This window comes from Parasulfitobacter algicola (genome assembly GCF_013315265.1).
GTDB classification, from domain to species: Bacteria; Pseudomonadota; Alphaproteobacteria; order Rhodobacterales; family Rhodobacteraceae; genus Parasulfitobacter; species Parasulfitobacter algicola.
This window is the reverse complement of the sequence record NZ_JABUFE010000005.1, coordinates 1-15,279: the sequence shown is the minus strand read 5'-3', so window position 1 is coordinate 15,279 and position 15,279 is coordinate 1. Positions and strand designations below refer to the sequence as shown.

General features: G+C 53.8%; 11 protein-coding genes. 10 read left to right on the top strand and 1 reads right to left on the bottom strand.

Annotated elements, in window-relative coordinates; translation table 11 throughout:
- The first annotated feature begins 2 nt into the window (after positions 1–2).
- A complete protein-coding gene (locus HRQ87_RS09845; protein ID WP_174137813.1) occupies positions 3–1,085 on the top strand; it encodes an ATP phosphoribosyltransferase regulatory subunit in 1,083 nt (360 codons plus the stop codon).
- Positions 1,082–1,777, top strand: coding sequence for an ATP phosphoribosyltransferase (hisG, locus tag HRQ87_RS09840; protein WP_174137811.1), 696 nt, complete (start codon positions 1,082–1,084; stop codon positions 1,775–1,777). Before HRQ87_RS09845 ends, hisG begins: the two co-directional genes overlap by 4 nt.
- Before the next feature lie 31 nt (positions 1,778–1,808).
- Here hisG and dnaE read toward each other — a convergent pair whose 3' ends face one another.
- Positions 1,809–5,255 (bottom strand): DNA polymerase III subunit alpha, encoded by a 3,447-nt coding sequence (gene dnaE / locus HRQ87_RS09835; RefSeq protein WP_174137809.1) that lies wholly within the window; start codon positions 5,253–5,255, stop codon positions 1,809–1,811.
- 234 nt (positions 5,256–5,489) lie between these two features.
- On the opposite strand from dnaE, the gene xdhA reads away from it, so the two are divergent.
- The 8 genes from xdhA to HRQ87_RS09795 form a co-directional block, all read left to right on the top strand.
- Positions 5,490–6,857 carry a xanthine dehydrogenase small subunit gene (gene xdhA, locus HRQ87_RS09830; RefSeq protein WP_174137807.1) on the top strand — a complete coding sequence of 456 codons (1,368 nt, stop codon included), beginning with the start codon at positions 5,490–5,492 and terminating at the stop codon, positions 6,855–6,857.
- Positions 6,854–9,151: a xanthine dehydrogenase molybdopterin binding subunit gene (xdhB, locus tag HRQ87_RS09825; protein WP_174137805.1), complete on the top strand. Its 2,298-nt coding sequence runs from the start codon at positions 6,854–6,856 to the stop codon at positions 9,149–9,151. The genes xdhA and xdhB overlap by 4 nt, the downstream gene beginning before the upstream one ends.
- Positions 9,148–10,080 (top strand): xanthine dehydrogenase accessory protein XdhC, encoded by a 933-nt coding sequence (gene xdhC / locus HRQ87_RS09820; protein ID WP_174137803.1) that lies wholly within the window; start codon positions 9,148–9,150, stop codon positions 10,078–10,080. The genes xdhB and xdhC overlap by 4 nt, the downstream gene beginning before the upstream one ends.
- Complete coding sequence (locus tag HRQ87_RS09815) at positions 10,077–11,609, top strand: ABC transporter ATP-binding protein (RefSeq protein WP_174137801.1); 1,533 nt, start codon at positions 10,077–10,079, stop codon at positions 11,607–11,609. Before xdhC ends, HRQ87_RS09815 begins: the two co-directional genes overlap by 4 nt.
- Entirely contained in the window at positions 11,606–12,691 is a 1,086-nt protein-coding gene (locus HRQ87_RS09810) for an ABC transporter permease (RefSeq protein WP_174137799.1), read from the top strand. The genes HRQ87_RS09815 and HRQ87_RS09810 overlap by 4 nt, the downstream gene beginning before the upstream one ends.
- Positions 12,691–13,581 carry an ABC transporter permease gene (locus tag HRQ87_RS09805; protein ID WP_174137797.1) on the top strand — a complete coding sequence of 297 codons (891 nt, stop codon included), beginning with the start codon at positions 12,691–12,693 and terminating at the stop codon, positions 13,579–13,581. The genes HRQ87_RS09810 and HRQ87_RS09805 overlap by 1 nt, the downstream gene beginning before the upstream one ends.
- Positions 13,582–13,615: 34 nt before the next feature.
- Positions 13,616–14,692, top strand: coding sequence for a BMP family ABC transporter substrate-binding protein (locus HRQ87_RS09800; RefSeq protein ID WP_174137796.1), 1,077 nt, complete (start codon positions 13,616–13,618; stop codon positions 14,690–14,692).
- A 228-nt stretch (positions 14,693–14,920) separates the two neighbouring features.
- Positions 14,921–15,279: hypothetical protein (locus HRQ87_RS09795; protein ID WP_174137794.1), on the top strand; the 359-nt coding region annotated here is incomplete at its 3' end.

Genomic DNA, 15,279 nt, shown 5'->3' with positions numbered 1-15,279 from the left:
CGATGCCACCCAAGGCTGATGTCAAAACATGTGCAGCACAGCTGCAGTCGTTCTTTGTAAACGCCGGGGCACACCCGGTCGAAGCTGACATATTGCAACCTGCTGCAACGCTGTTGGATCTTTATGGCGAAGATATCCGCGCGCGTGCCTATGTGACCCAAGATCCATTGCGCGGCGAACAGATGCTGCGGCCCGATTTCACAGTTCCTGTTGTGCAGATGCATATGCATGATGGTGCCGAACCCGCGCGCTATACCTATTCAGGCGAGGTTTTCCGCCGTCAGGAAACGGATCCGGACCGTGCCAACGAATATATGCAAGTGGGATACGAGGTGTTTGACCGCGATATCGCAAAGGCTGATGCCGAGGTTTTCGCCCTGTTTTCCAAAGCATTATCCCCACTGGGACTGCGCGCGGCCACAGGCGATATTGGTTTGCTGATCACTGCTGTCCAAGGGCTGCGCACGACAGACAAGCGCAAAGCTGCATTGATGCGCCACATCTGGCGTCCCCGCAGGTTTCGCACGCTGCTGGAACGATATTCCGGCCGCATACCGGTACCACAAACGCGTCAAAACCTGCTGGTCGCGGCTGATCCAATGTCTGAAGGCGGACCATTGATCGGTCTGCGTAAACGCACTGAAATCGCCGCACGCATCACTGCACTGCACGAAGATGCTGCGGCTGATCCAATCTCGGCCATCGAAGTCGACATGCTGGAAGAACTGATGGCCCTGCGCGAAACTGCATCCAATGCGCTGGCCGCACTGCGTGATATTATGGTCGACCTGCCTGCGATCACCCCTGCTGTCGATCAACTGGATAGGCGACTGTCTGAAATGAACAGCCAGGGCATCAACGTTGATACCCTGGAATTTGAGGCCAGTTATGGCCGCACAACGCTGGAATATTACGACGGCTTTGTCTTTGGTTTCTATTCTGATGCCCGTCCTGATTTGCCTCCGGTTGCTACAGGCGGGCGCTATGATGCGCTAACGCGGGTCTTGGGCAACGGGCGTGAAATCCCCGCCGTGGGTGGCATGATACGCCCCGGTATTGTGACCGAATTGGGGAGCTTGTCATGACGCTTAAGCTTGGTATCCCGTCTAAGGGCCGGTTGATGGAAAAGACCGGTGACTGGTTCAAAGCGCATGGCATTTCCTTGCGCAGAACAGGGTCTGACCGCGAATATGCGGGGGCCGTCGACGGCATTGACGGCATCGAATTGGTCCTTTTATCCGCTGGCGAAATTCCCCGCGAACTGGCCGCAGGGCGTATTGATTTGGGTGTGACAGGATCGGACCTGATCCGCGATAAATTGGCCCTTTGGGATACGCGCGTGACCGAGTTGGCCCTTCTTGGGTTTGGCCAGGCAGACCTGATTATTGCTGTTCCAAGTGCCTGGGTCGATGTGGATACATTGGATGATCTGGATGCTGTTGCCGCAGCTTTTCGGCGTGATCACGGATTCCGCCTGCGCATTGCCACAAAATATCACCGATTGGTGCGGGATTTCTTGCGTGAAAACGGTGTTGCGGATTATCAGCTTGTTGACAGTCAGGGCGCAACAGAAGGCACAGTCAAGAACCATACCGCCGAGGCCATCGCCGACATTACATCCACTGGTGAAACCTTGCGCGCTAATCATCTGAAAATTCTAAGCGACGGCCTAATTCATAAATCGCAAGCAACGCTTTACAAATCACGCATGTCTGATTGGACAGATGAAAAACGCCGCGTAATCAAAACCCTAAAAGATAGGTTGAACCTAGATTAACAGCGGTCTATCGTTTTTTATCCAGCTAAAGCTAAAGATCCTCGACCATGATCACACCATCCAAGGATTTGATGGCACCTTTGATCTGTGGGTTCACTGGGAATTCTTTATTCAGCGCGACATCAACCTCGCCTGGTAAATCCGGGTCCATCAGGCAAAATGATATTTGCCCCTTACTGCCGGTTTTCAACGTCTGTGCGGCATCCGTTAGAACCGTGGCAACAGACTGAATTGCCAGCGCGTCGTCGACAAAGACTTTCAGTCCTGACGATCCAGCATCCGCCAGAACCCCATCAATCGGCTGTGCACTGCGGCAAAGCAATTTCAGTTGATCGCCTTCAACCGTTGCCTCGACCGAGATCACAACTTTTGATCCAGTGTCAAAATGTTCCCGCGCTGTTTCCAACGTATCGGAAAACACTGTCACCTCGTACGCGCCGGTCGTGTCTGAAAGCTGAACAAAGGCAAACCGATTGCCGCGCGCCGATTTGCGTTCTTGCCGCCCAGCGACCGTGCCCGCCATCTTGGCAACAAAGGCGCCTTGCTCAGCCTTTGCTGTCACCTCATCCAGCGTCAAAACGCCTTTGCGTTTTAAAGGCGCCATATAATCATCCAGCGGATGACCCGACAGATAAAAGCCAATCGCCTTGAATTCTTCGCCCAAACGTTCTGCGGGCAACCAGTCGCCCACCGGTGACAGACGTGGTTCCGGCAGGTCATCGCCCGCATCGCCGAACAGGCTGACCTGGTTTGAGTTTTTCTGGTCGTGTATCGCCGCCGAATAATTCACCAGCGCATCCAGACTTTCAAAAACCCGCCGACGGTTCGGATCCAGCTGATCAAAGCCCCCGGCCCGCGCCAGCATCTCAAGCGGGCGTTTGCCCACGCGTTTCAGATCGACCCTGCGCGCGAAGTCGAACAGCGTCACAAAGGGCTTGTCACCGCGCGCGTCCGTGACCAGCCGCATCGCCTCAACCCCCACATTCTTTAGCGCGCCCAGGGCATAGACCAGCTGGCCGTCGTCCACAGTAAACAGCGCCTGCGACCGGTTCACGCAGGGCGGCACATAGGGCAGTCCAAGGCCTTTTTTCACCTCTTGAAAATAGACATTCAGCTTGTCGGTCAGATGGATATCGCAGTTCATGACGCCCGCCATGAACTCAACCGGATAATTCGCCTTTAGCCATGCCGTTTGATAACTGACCACAGCATAGGCCGCAGCATGTGATTTGTTAAAGCCGTAGTTAGCGAACTTGTCCAACAAGTACCAAACTTCCAGCGCTTTTTCTTTATCAACGCCATTCTCAGCTGCGCCTGCAAGGAATTTTGGACGTTCGGCGTCCATCGCCTCTTGGATCTTTTTACCCATCGCGCGCCGCAGCAGATCGGCACCGCCCAGGGAATATCCCGCCATTTCCTGCGCGATCTGCATCACCTGTTCCTGATAAACGATGATCCCTTGCGTTTCGTCCAGAATATGGTCAATCGACGGATGCAACCGTTCGCGATCTGCCTTGCCGTTCTTCACATCGCAATACTGCGGAATATTTTCCATCGGACCAGGCCGGTAAAGCGCCACCAGCGCCACGATATCCTCGATGCACGTCGGTTTCATCCGCTTCAGCGCATCCATCATGCCTGAGCTTTCCACCTGAAACACCGCGACAGTCTTTGCCTTGGAATAAAGCTGATAACTTTTTTCATCTTCCAAATCGATCGCGCCAATATCGATATTGATGCCACGTTTTTTCAGCAAATCCAATGCGTTCTGGATCACAGTTAAAGTTTTCAGACCCAGAAAATCAAACTTGACCAGCCCCGCCTGTTCAACCCATTTCATGTTGAACTGCGTCGCGGGCATATCTGACCGCGGATCCTGATACAGCGGCACCAGCGCATCCAATGGCCGATCCCCAATCACCACCCCCGCCGCGTGGGTCGAGGCATTGCGCAACAGTCCCTCAAGCTGTTGGCCATAGGTCAACAACCTGTCCACCACCTCTTCCGCCTTCGCCTCTTCCCGCAAGCGCGGCTCATCGGCCAGCGCCTTTTCGATGCTGACGGGTTTGACACCTTCGACCGGGATCATCTTTGACAGTCGATCCACCTGCCCATAGGGCATCTGCAACACCCGCCCCACGTCGCGCACAGCAGCTTTGGACAAAAGCGCACCAAAAGTGATGATTTGCCCCACCTTGTCGCGCCCATATTTTTCCTGAACATAACGAATGACTTCTTCGCGCCGGTCCATGCAAAAATCGATATCAAAGTCAGGCATTGACACACGTTCGGGGTTCAAAAACCGTTCGAAAAGAAGGCTATAGCGCAGCGGGTCAAGGTCCGTGATCGTAAGCGCATAGGCCACAAGCGACCCCGCACCAGACCCCCGGCCCGGCCCAACCGGAATATCCTGATCCTTTGCCCATTTGATAAAATCGGCTACGATCAGAAAGTAGCCGGGAAAACCCATACCTTCGATAATGCCCAATTCAAACTCAAGCCGTTGTTCGTATTCCTCAACCGTCGCGGCATGGGGGATAACAGCCAACCGATCTTTCAGACCCGCCTGTGCCTGACGTCGCAGTTCTTCGATCTCATCATCCGCGAATTTCGGCAAGATCGGATCACGGGTATAAGCTTTGAAGGCACAGCGCCGTGCTATTTCAACTGTGTTTTCAAGTGCTTCCGGCAGATCTGCGAACAGCGTCGCCATTTCCTCAGGCGATTTGAAATAATGCTGCGGGGTCAGGCGACGGCGCGGTTCCTGTTGATCGACATAGGCCCCTTCGGCGATGCAGATCAGCGCATCATGGGCCTCGTAAATCTTGGATTTCGGGAAATACACGTCATTTGTGGCAACCAACGGCAAATCCATAGCATAGGCCATTTCGACAAATCCACGTTCTGTCTTCATCTCAGCCTCAGGCAAGCCATTTTCGCCCGGATGACGCTGTAATTCGACATAAAGTCTGTCTGCATAAATGCCGGCCAACCGCGTCATCAACGCTTGCGCCTTGGCCTGCTGCCCGTTCTGCAGCAATCGCCCGACAGGGCCATCTGCCCCCCCTGACAGGCAAATGACCCCTTCGGAATACCTGGCCAGTTCATCCACCGTGACCTGCGGCAATTGCCCGCCCTTATCCAGATAAAGGCAGCTGTTCAGCTTCATCAGGTTTTCATATCCACGCTCGGATTGCGCAAGCAGTACCAAGGCTGCCGGATCACGTTGCTTTTCCCCTGGCGTGGCAGGATCATAGCACAGATCCACCTGGCACCCGATAATCGGCTGTACACCTGCTTTTGATGCCGCTTCCGAAAACTCAAGCGCGCAAAACATGTTGTTCGTATCGGTCACTGCAACCGCGGGCATTCCTACATCAAAGCAAAGCCCAGACAGCTTTTTGACAGGAACAGCACCTTCAAGCAGGGAATATTCGGTATGAACGCGCAGGTGAATGAATCGGGGGGCATTTGTCATGGCCCAACCGTACTTCAGCCTGCGGCGGGGGAAAAGTGCGATTAGCATCATTGATCGATTGCACTGTTCTTGATCAAATATCCATGGATACAGCGATTTCCCTGCGGAAAGGCTTGCAATACGCCTTGAAATTCGTCTTTGCTAAAAAATAATCAAAGATAGCGTTTCGCGTTCTACGCCGCATCGAGCGCGCGCCGACGTTTGGAAATTTGGTAAGGCGGCAGGTTTTCATTGATGGAAGTAACGTTTCTTCTGAACGGAGAGACTGTGCAAGTGGACAGCGATCCGACGCATACGCTGTTGGATTGGCTGCGCGAAAATCGCGGTCTGACGGGCACAAAAGAAGGCTGCAACGAAGGCGATTGTGGCGCCTGTACTGTGATCATGACGGATACCTATGGCGCGCGAACGCTGAACGCCTGTATTCTGTTTATGCCGCAACTTCATGGAAAAGCGGTACGTACAGTCGAAGGCATTTCTGGCCCGAACAATAAATTGCACCCCGTTCAAAAAGCGATGATCGAACATCATGGATCGCAATGCGGCTTCTGCACACCTGGCTTCGTTGTCAGCATGGCATGCGCGCATCAGAACGGGCGGCAGAATTTCGATGATCAATTGACAGGCAATCTGTGTCGCTGCACCGGGTATGCACCGATTGTCCGCGCTGCCCAGGCCGCAGCAAAAGATCCGGTGCCGGACTGGATGGCGGACACTCTGCCCACGCAAAATGCGCAAAATGCACATATACCGGAAAATGCCGATGCATTGGCGGACTGGTACACAGCCCATCCTGATGGAACCTTAATTGCAGGTGCGACAGATGTCGGTTTATGGGTCACCAAACAGTTTCGCGATCTGGGGCCCGTCGCTTTTTTGCACCGTTGCGCAGACCTGCAGCAGATTCATGAAACCAAAGATCGCACACACATCGGTGCTGCCTGTACGATGACGCAAGTTTTGGACTGGGCCGTTGATCATTTTCCCAGCTATGCCGAAATGATCCGCCGCTATGGATCCGTTCAGGTGCGCAATGCGGCAACAATTGGCGGGAATATCGCCAACGGTTCCCCCATCGGGGATAACCCGCCTGCCCTGATAGCCCTTGGAGCCAACCTGCATCTGCGCCAAGGGGAAAGACGGCGGGTGATCCCGCTTGAGACGTTCTTCCTTGAGTATGGCAAACAGGACCGCGCGTCCGGGGAATTCATCGAGGCGATCAGTATCCCACAACAACGGGATCATTTGAAATGCTATAAGATCAGCAAGCGATTTGATCAGGATATATCGGCCCTGTGCGGATGCTTTAACATTGAAGTCAAGAATAACCGTGTCACAGATGCAAAGATCGCTTTTGGCGGTATGGCCGGTATTCCCAAACGCGCCCATTATGTAGAACAGGCTTTGATCGGTTTGGAATGGCACAACGATGCCGTACCGGCTGTTTATGATACATGGCCCGCTTGGGAAAAGGACTTTAATCCGCTAAGTGATATGCGGGCATCAGCACAATACCGTTTGGAAACAGCGCGTAATCTGCTGGTACGCTATTATATGGAAAGCATAGGTCAGAACACATCGGTCCAGAAGGTGGCGCCATGACTGTTGCCAAACCTCTGCCCCACGATGCCGCGCATTTGCATGTGACCGGGCAGGCAAGATATGTGGATGACATTCCGGCCCCTATGAACTGCCTGCATCTGGCCTTTGGGATGGCCGATATTGCGCATGGTGTCATCACCGGCATGGATTTGACCGCCGTTCGCGAAGCGCAGGGTGTCATTGTCGTTCTGACAGCGCAAGATTTGCCATTTGACAACGATGTCTCGCCCTCGGCCCATGATGAGCCGCTTTTGGCAAAGGGCCAGGTGTTCTATCGCGGACAGCCGGTCTTTCTGGTGATCGCCGACAGCCATCTGGCTGCACGCCATGCCGCGCGGTTGGGTCAGATCACCTATGATGAACACCCTGCAATTCTAACGATTGACCAGGCCATGGCAGCTGATAGCCGGTTTGAGGACGGCCCGCGCATTTACACAAAAGGTGATGTGGACACAGCGATATCCGAGGCTCCGCATCATGTGCAGGGCAGCATCGACATCGGGGGCCAGGAACATTTCTATCTTGAAGGCCAGGCCGCACTCGCCTTGCCACAGGAAGGGGGCGACATGATCGTCCATTCCTCGACCCAGCATCCAACGGAAATTCAGCATAAAGTGGCCGAAGCGATTGGCCAGCCCATGCACAGCATACGGGTCGAAGTGCGTCGCATGGGTGGCGGCTTTGGTGGAAAGGAAAGCCAAGGTAATGCTCTTGCCGTGGCCTGCGCCGTTGCTGCACGCCAGACCGGGCAACCTTGCAAGATGCGCTATGATCGGGATGACGACATGATCATCACTGGCAAGCGGCACGATATTCGCATTGTTTATAACGTGGGCTTTGACGATGACGGCCAGATTACAGGTGTGGATTTTACACATTTTGTCCGTTGTGGATGGGCGCAGGATCTGTCGCTGCCCGTTGCAGACCGTGCGATGCTGCATGCAGATAATGCGTATCACTTACCCGCGGCGCGCATCACGTCGCATCGGTTGAAAACCCACACACAGTCGGCCACCGCGTTTCGCGGATTTGGCGGACCACAAGGGATGGTCGGGATTGAACGTGTGTTGGACCATATCGCGCATCATCTGGCCCGCGATCCGTTAGAGGTGCGAAGCAGGAACTTTTATACTTCCAGCGACAGCATTTCAAAAACAACAAGGCCGCAGACCACCCACTATGGGATGGAGGTTGAGGACTTTATTCTGCACGAGATGGTCGAAGCCCTAAAAGTGTCGTCCGAATACGAAAAACGGCGGGCTGCACTTGAAGACTGGAACGCAGCTAACGCAGTGCTGAAAAAGGGTATTGCCCTGACACCTGTGAAGTTCGGCATCAGTTTTACGCTGACGCATCTGAACCAAGCGGGGGCCTTGGTGCATGTGTATCAAGACGGCTCAATCCATTTGAACCATGGCGGAACCGAGATGGGCCAGGGGCTGTTTCAGAAAGTGGCACAGGTGGCGGCAGATCGGTTCGGCGTACCGGTTGAGGCCGTAAAAATTACCGCGACAGATACGGCAAAGGTGCCAAATACATCGGCCACAGCTGCATCATCCGGGTCTGATCTGAACGGGATGGCGGTCAAGCTAGCTTGCGATGAAATCAGGGATCGGATGGCGTGCTGTCTGGCTGACTTGCATCAGACCGATCCAAGTAAAGTCGTCTTTCGGAATGGGAATGTTGATATCGGCGCAGCACGTCTAAGCTTTGCTGAAGCGGCAGCGCTGGTCTATCAAAATCGGGTCAGCCTGTCGGCCACGGGGTTTTACAAGACACCAAAACTGTCATGGGATCGGATCAAGGGTCAGGGGCGTCCGTTCTTCTATTTCGCCTACGGTGCGGCCGTTACTGAAGTGGTGATTGACACATTGACGGGCGAAAATCGGATTTTGCGCGCGGATATTCTGCATGACTGCGGCGCGTCATTGAACCCGGCGCTGGATATCGGACAGATCGAAGGCGGCTATGTTCAAGGTGCGGGATGGTTAACGACCGAAGAATTGGTTTGGGATGACAAAGGCCAGCTGCGCACCCATGCGCCATCGACCTATAAAATTCCCGCCTGTTCGGACAGGCCGGATGTTTTCAACGTGACACTTTGGGATGCGCAGAACCCCGAACAAACGATCTATCGATCCAAGGCCGTGGGTGAACCGCCACTGATGCTGGGAATTTCAGCTTTGCTGGCGTTGTCGGATGCAGTGGGTGCCTGTGGTGCCACATATCCAGATCTGGACGCCCCCGCCACGGCCGAGCGTATTTTGATGGCTGTCAAACGGGTCCGCGCATGAGCTTTGATCTGGACACCCTGAAGCAAACCGTTGCGGATCATGGCGCTGTAGCGCGCGTGGTAATTGCAGATATAAAGGGGTCTACTCCGCGCGAAGTTGGGGCGGCGATGCTGGTTTGGGCGGACGGGCAAAGCGGTACAATCGGCGGCGGCACATTGGAATTTCAGGCCACCACGGCAGCACGAAAAATGCTGACATTAAATCAAGATCAGATCACAAAGCACCCCCTTGGGCCGGCGCTTGGCCAGTGTTGCGGCGGATCGGTGACGCTGTTGACTGAAATTTATGATGCAGCACGTGCAAATTCGATTGGCGATACCCCAGTCGTGCGAGGCAACGGCGATATGCCATTGGACGTGCAACGCATTCTAGCCTACGAACGCAACAGCACACAGCCAGTTACACCGCAGATGATCAATGGCTGGATGATCGAACCGATCATGCAACCCAGTCATGATATCTGGATCTGGGGCGCAGGCCATGTGGGCCGCGCGCTGGTTCATACCCTTGCCCCCTTGCCTGATTTGAATATTACATGGGCTGACACGGATTCGGATCGTTTTCCTGATGAACCTGTGAAATCAGTGACAAAGGTTCCGACAGCAGACATGCCCACCTTGGTCAAGCATGCGCCGACCCATGCCGAGCATTTCATCCTGACCTATTCCCACGCCATTGATCTGGAACTTTGTCATCAACTGCTTTTGCACAGCTTCCGATTTGCCGGGTTGATCGGATCGCTTACAAAATGGGCACGTTTTAAATCCCGTTTACGCGACTTGGGGCACGCTGACACATCCATTGCGCGTATTACCTGCCCAATTGGTGATCCCGCGCTTGGAAAACACCCACAGGCCATTGCAGTAAGTGTCGCGGCTGCGCTATTGAATTCAAACAAGAACGCCGCCCTCAAGGAGCGCACCGGTTGACGGGGAAACTTTTGACGATCAATGGTCTGACCAAGGCCTATCCTGGCGTGATTGCCAATGACGATGTTTCATTTCAGATCACCAATGGCGAAGTCCACGCGCTGCTTGGGGAAAACGGCGCGGGCAAATCAACGCTTGTCAAAATGATCTATGGTCTGGTCAAGCCGGATGCCGGATCTATGACGTTAAATGACGCGGCTTATGCGCCCAATGAACCCCGTGCCGCGCGATCTGCTGGTGTGGCGATGGTGTTTCAGCACTTTAGCCTGTTTGAAGCTTTAAACGTTGCTGAAAACATCGCACTTGGTATGGAAAACCCGCCTGCGATGGGGCAACTGTCAGCGAAAATTTCGCAAGTCAGCGGCGATTACGGTCTACCATTGGATCCGCACCGGCTGGTGGGTGATCTGTCAGCGGGGGAACGCCAGCGGGTCGAGATCATTCGCTGTCTGCTGCAAGATCCAAAACTATTGATCATGGATGAACCGACCAGCGTTCTGACCCCGCAAGAGGTTGATATCCTGTTTGCAACGTTAAAGCTGTTGCGCGAACAGGGAACATCCATCCTGTATATCAGCCATAAGCTCGAAGAAATCCGCACCCTGTGCGATGAAGCGACTGTTTTGCGCGGTGGCAAGAATGTTGGCACGTGCATTCCGCGCGAAACCTCAGCCAGTGCGATGGCTGAAATGATGGTCGGTACGCGTTTAAGCCCCCCGCAAAAGGCATACAAAAAACTAGAAAAAACAGTATTGCAACTGAACGGACTAAACCTTAGTCCGGCATCGCCCTTTGGGACATCTTTAAAAGATATCACGCTGGAAATTCGCGCTGGTGAAATTCTGGGGATTGGCGGGGTGGCGGGCAACGGTCAGGACGAATTGCTTGGCGCCCTGTCGGGTGAGGCGAAATCTGCGCCACAATCAGTACAAATGGATGGGCAGAACTTGGGACATCTTAGCCCAAACGCGCGGCGCAAACTTGGACTGCTGGCCGCACCCGAAGAACGTCTTGGCCACGCTGCCGCACCTGATATGACGTTAACCGAAAATGCAATGCTGACGGCTGCTGAACGTGAAAACCTTCAGAGCAATGGTTTTTTGAACTGGACCCGCAGCCGCAGTTTTGCTGAAAAAGTGATTGCGCGTTTTGATGTTCGTACACCTGGCCCTGAAAATGCCGCACGGTCCTTGTCTGGTGGCAACTTGCAGAAATTCGTCATCGGACGCGAGATTTTGCAAAATCCTCGGGTGCTTGTGGTGAACCAGCCAACTTGGGGCGTTGATGCATCGGCCGCGGCCGCGATCCGACAGGCCTTGCTTGATCTTGCCGCAGATGGCGCCGCCGTTCTGGTGATCAGCCAGGATCTGGATGAATTGATGGAGATCACAGACCGCTTTGCCGCCCTGAACGAAGGGCGACTGTCTGCCCCCGTCGCTACATCGGATCTGACTGTGGAAAAAATCGGTCTGATGCTAGGCGGCGCGCACGGTATGGAAGTGGCCCATGACACCGTGGTGCACCCATGATCCGTCTGGAAAAACGGAAACAACCGTCGCAAGTCTGGTCTTACCTGACGCCCATATTGGCCGTGATCGCCACAATGATCGCAGGGGGCATCATGTTCTGGATACTGGGCAAAAATCCGTTTGAGGCGATCCGCATCATTTTTTGGGATCCGCTTTTCAACACACAGTTCGCCAGCTATTCGCGCCCGCAACTTCTGGTCAAAGCGGCCCCCCTGATCCTGATCGCCATTGGGCTTAGCCTTGGGTTTCGTGCAGGTGTGTGGAACATCGGCGCCGAAGGACAGTACGTCATCGGTGCGATTTGCGGCGCAGCCGTGGGGCTTGCGTTCTATCCTATGGAAAGTTTTATAATCTTCCCGCTGATGGTATTGGCAGGTGCTTTTGGTGGGTTTTTGTGGGCGATGATCCCTGCCCTTTTGAAAATCGCTTTTCGCACCAATGAAATCCTTGTGTCACTTCTGTTAGTTTATGTCGCAGATCAGCTTTTGGCATCCATGGCGCTTAGCACGCTGCGCAATCCTGACGGCGGCGGTTTTCCGGGTAGCCGCAATTTGCAGCAATACCCAAGTGCCGCAAACCCCGAATTGATCGCGGGCACTGGTGCCCATTGGGGTGTCGTTGCCGCCCTGATCGCAGTGATCTTTGCCTATATCCTTTTGGCCAAACATAAGCTGGGCTTTCAGATCAAGCTGGCTGGCCAAAGCCCCCGTGCCGCGCATTTTGCAGGCGTGAACACAAGCGTGATTATTGTGGTGTGTCTGGGGCTTTCCGGTCTTTTGGCAGGTCTTGCCGGCTTGTTTGAGGTCGCAGGCCCCGCTGGACAAATCAGCATCGACTTTGCCAGCAACTATGGATTTACAGCAATTATCGTGGCCTTTCTGGGCCGTTTGCATCCTGTTGGCATTCTGCTGGCGGGGCTGTTGATGGCACTGACTTACATCGGCGGAGAACTGGCGCAACTGATGCTGGGCATCCCGCTGGCGGCCATTCAGGCGTTTCAGGGGATGCTGTTGTTCTTTCTGTTGGCAATGGATGTCTTGACAGATTATCGCCCGGTGATCGGCAAGGCAAAGGTGGTCTGATGGATTTATCCGCAATCAATCCCATTGTTCTGATCGCCTCGCTTATGGTGGCATCAACCCCAATCCTTTTGGCGGCCATTGGGGAACTGGTGGTCGAAAAATCAGGTGTGCTGAACCTGGGCGTCGAAGGTATGATGATCACAGGGGCAATCTGCGGCTTTGCGATGGCTGTAGAAACCGGGTCACCCGCGCTTGGGTTTATTGGCGCGGCTTTGGGTGGCGCCGCGCTGTCGCTGATATTTGCATTTCTGACGCAGGTGCTTTTGTCAAATCAAGTCGCCACAGGTCTGGCTCTGACCCTGTTCGGCCTTGGGTTTTCGGCACTGATCGGACAAAGCTATATTGGTGTCAAACCACCTACATCCGCCACACTTATCCTTGGGCTTGATGCGATGGTGTTTGTCGGCATCGGTATTATTGCGGTCACATGGTGGGTACTAAAGTACACGCGCGTCGGTTTGATTTTGCGCGCTGTGGGCGAAAATCACGATGCGGCCCATGCACTTGGTTACAAGGTGGTGCTGATCCGGACAGCCGCCATCGCCTTTGGCGGGGCCTGCGCAGGACTGGGGGGCGCCTATCTTAGCCTGATCCGCGTGCCCCAGTGGACCGAAGGTATGACATCGGGCGCAGGATGGATTGCGTTGGCCATCGTGGTTTTTGCAAGTTGGAAGCCCTGGCGCGTTTTGCTGGGCGCATATCTTTTCGGCGGTATCACCGTTTTGCAGCTGAACCTGCAGGCGGCTGGCGTCAAAATTCCTGTCGAGTATTTGTCGATGAGCCCGTATTTGATTACAATCATCGTTCTTGTCATCATGTCCGCCGATAGAACGCGGACGGCCCTGAACGCACCTGCGATGCTGGGCCGAAGTTTTCATGCCTCAAACTAGGGGCGCTGCTGCCAACCAACAGGGAGATACCTGAATGCAACTAAAAACAATCCTGACCACAGCCACAATGGCCCTTGGTCTTGCAACCGCAGCACTGGCTGACGGACATGAAAAAACAAAAGTGGGTTTTGTCTATGTCGGTCCCGTCGGTGACTTTGGCTGGTCCTATGAGCATAACGAAGGCCGTTTGGCTGTTATGGAAGAATTCGGCGACAGTGTTGAAACAACATTTGTCGAAAGTGTGCCCGAAGGGGCTGACGCCGAACGCGTTCTGACACAAATGGCGCTGTCGGGTCATGATCTGATCTTTACGACATCCTTTGGGTACATGGATGCCACGATGAATGTCGCCGCCAAATTTCCGGATGTGAAGTTTGAACATGCGACCGGCTATAAGCGTGCCGATAACGTGTCAACCTATGGCGCGCGTTTCTACGAAGGCCGCGCTGTCATCGGTCATATTGCGGGCAAGATGACGGAAACGAACAAGGTGGGATATATTGCGTCTTATCCGATCCCTGAAGTGATCCGCGGCATCAATTCGGCTTATCTGCATGCCCAAAAGGTTAATCCTGATGTGGAATTCAATGTGGTATGGGTTTATTCTTGGTTTGACCCTGCAAAGGAAGCGGATGCAGCAAAAGCGCTGATCGAACAGGGCGCTGACGTCATCATGCAACATACAGATTCGACCGCACCGATGACAATTGCCGAAGAAGCGGGCATCGTGGCCTTTGGTCAAGCATCCGACATGAAGAACTTTGGGCCCAACGCACAATTGACAGCAATCATCGACAATTGGGCCCCCTATTACATCGACCGGGTTCGCGCCGTGAAGGATGGGACTTGGTCCAGCATGGACACCTGGGATGGTATCGCACCTGGGATGGTCGAACTTGCGCCGATCTCAGACAAGGTGCCAGCCGACGTGAAAGCCGAAGCCGAAGCCATGGCCGCAGCGATTGCCGCGGGCGACTATCACCCCTTTACCGGACCGATTAACAAACAAGACGGCAGTGCTTGGCTGGCCGAAGGAGAGGTTGCGGACGACGGAACATTAGCCGGAATGAACTTCTATATCGAGGGTGTTCAGGGCGAAATTCCGAACTAAAAAATACCTCAAAAAGATCATTGGCCCGACATCGTATCGGGCCATTTTTATTTTCGCGCATAAGGTGATTCTCTCGCGAAACCGTCAACCTGTTGATTAGTTAACACATTAATGACACTACATTATGTAATTTACACAACCTGTAGCACAACTTGTGGTTGCCACATACAATTTTTCAAGAAGTGTTTGACAGCGGGCCAATCTGTTTGACAGCCTATAGGGGAATTAATGATTAACCTTGGAGCACTGAAAATGACACTTCGCAACACACTCGACACTGGCCTTGTTCACATCGCAAACAAGAGCCCAATTTTTGATACCGACTTCGATCACGTGACAGACGCAGGCCGTGTTCACATCGCGAATAAAGCGCCATCTTTCCGCACTGAATTTGCCGACGTACAAGATGCGGGAAATGTGCACATTGCGAATAAATCACCTGCTTTCAGTGTGGATTGTGAAGACGCCGGATTGGTTCACATTGCGAACAAATCCCCAGCTTTTAATGTTGATTGCCAGGATGCAGGCAACGTGCATATCGCGAACAAATCACCTGCGTTCAGCACAGATTGTGAAGATGCGGGTCG

Coding starts and splice junctions, on each gene's coding strand:
- HRQ87_RS09845 (WP_174137813.1), top strand. CDS start 3: ATGCCACCCAAGGCTGATGTCAAAACATGTGCAGCACAGCTGCAGTCG.
- hisG (WP_174137811.1), top strand. CDS start 1,082: ATGACGCTTAAGCTTGGTATCCCGTCTAAGGGCCGGTTGATGGAAAAG.
- dnaE (WP_174137809.1), bottom strand. CDS start 5,255: ATGACAAATGCCCCCCGATTCATTCACCTGCGCGTTCATACCGAATAT.
- xdhA (WP_174137807.1), top strand. CDS start 5,490: ATGGAAGTAACGTTTCTTCTGAACGGAGAGACTGTGCAAGTGGACAGC.
- xdhB (WP_174137805.1), top strand. CDS start 6,854: ATGACTGTTGCCAAACCTCTGCCCCACGATGCCGCGCATTTGCATGTG.
- xdhC (WP_174137803.1), top strand. CDS start 9,148: ATGAGCTTTGATCTGGACACCCTGAAGCAAACCGTTGCGGATCATGGC.
- HRQ87_RS09810 (WP_174137799.1), top strand. CDS start 11,606: ATGATCCGTCTGGAAAAACGGAAACAACCGTCGCAAGTCTGGTCTTAC.
- HRQ87_RS09805 (WP_174137797.1), top strand. CDS start 12,691: ATGGATTTATCCGCAATCAATCCCATTGTTCTGATCGCCTCGCTTATG.
- HRQ87_RS09800 (WP_174137796.1), top strand. CDS start 13,616: ATGCAACTAAAAACAATCCTGACCACAGCCACAATGGCCCTTGGTCTT.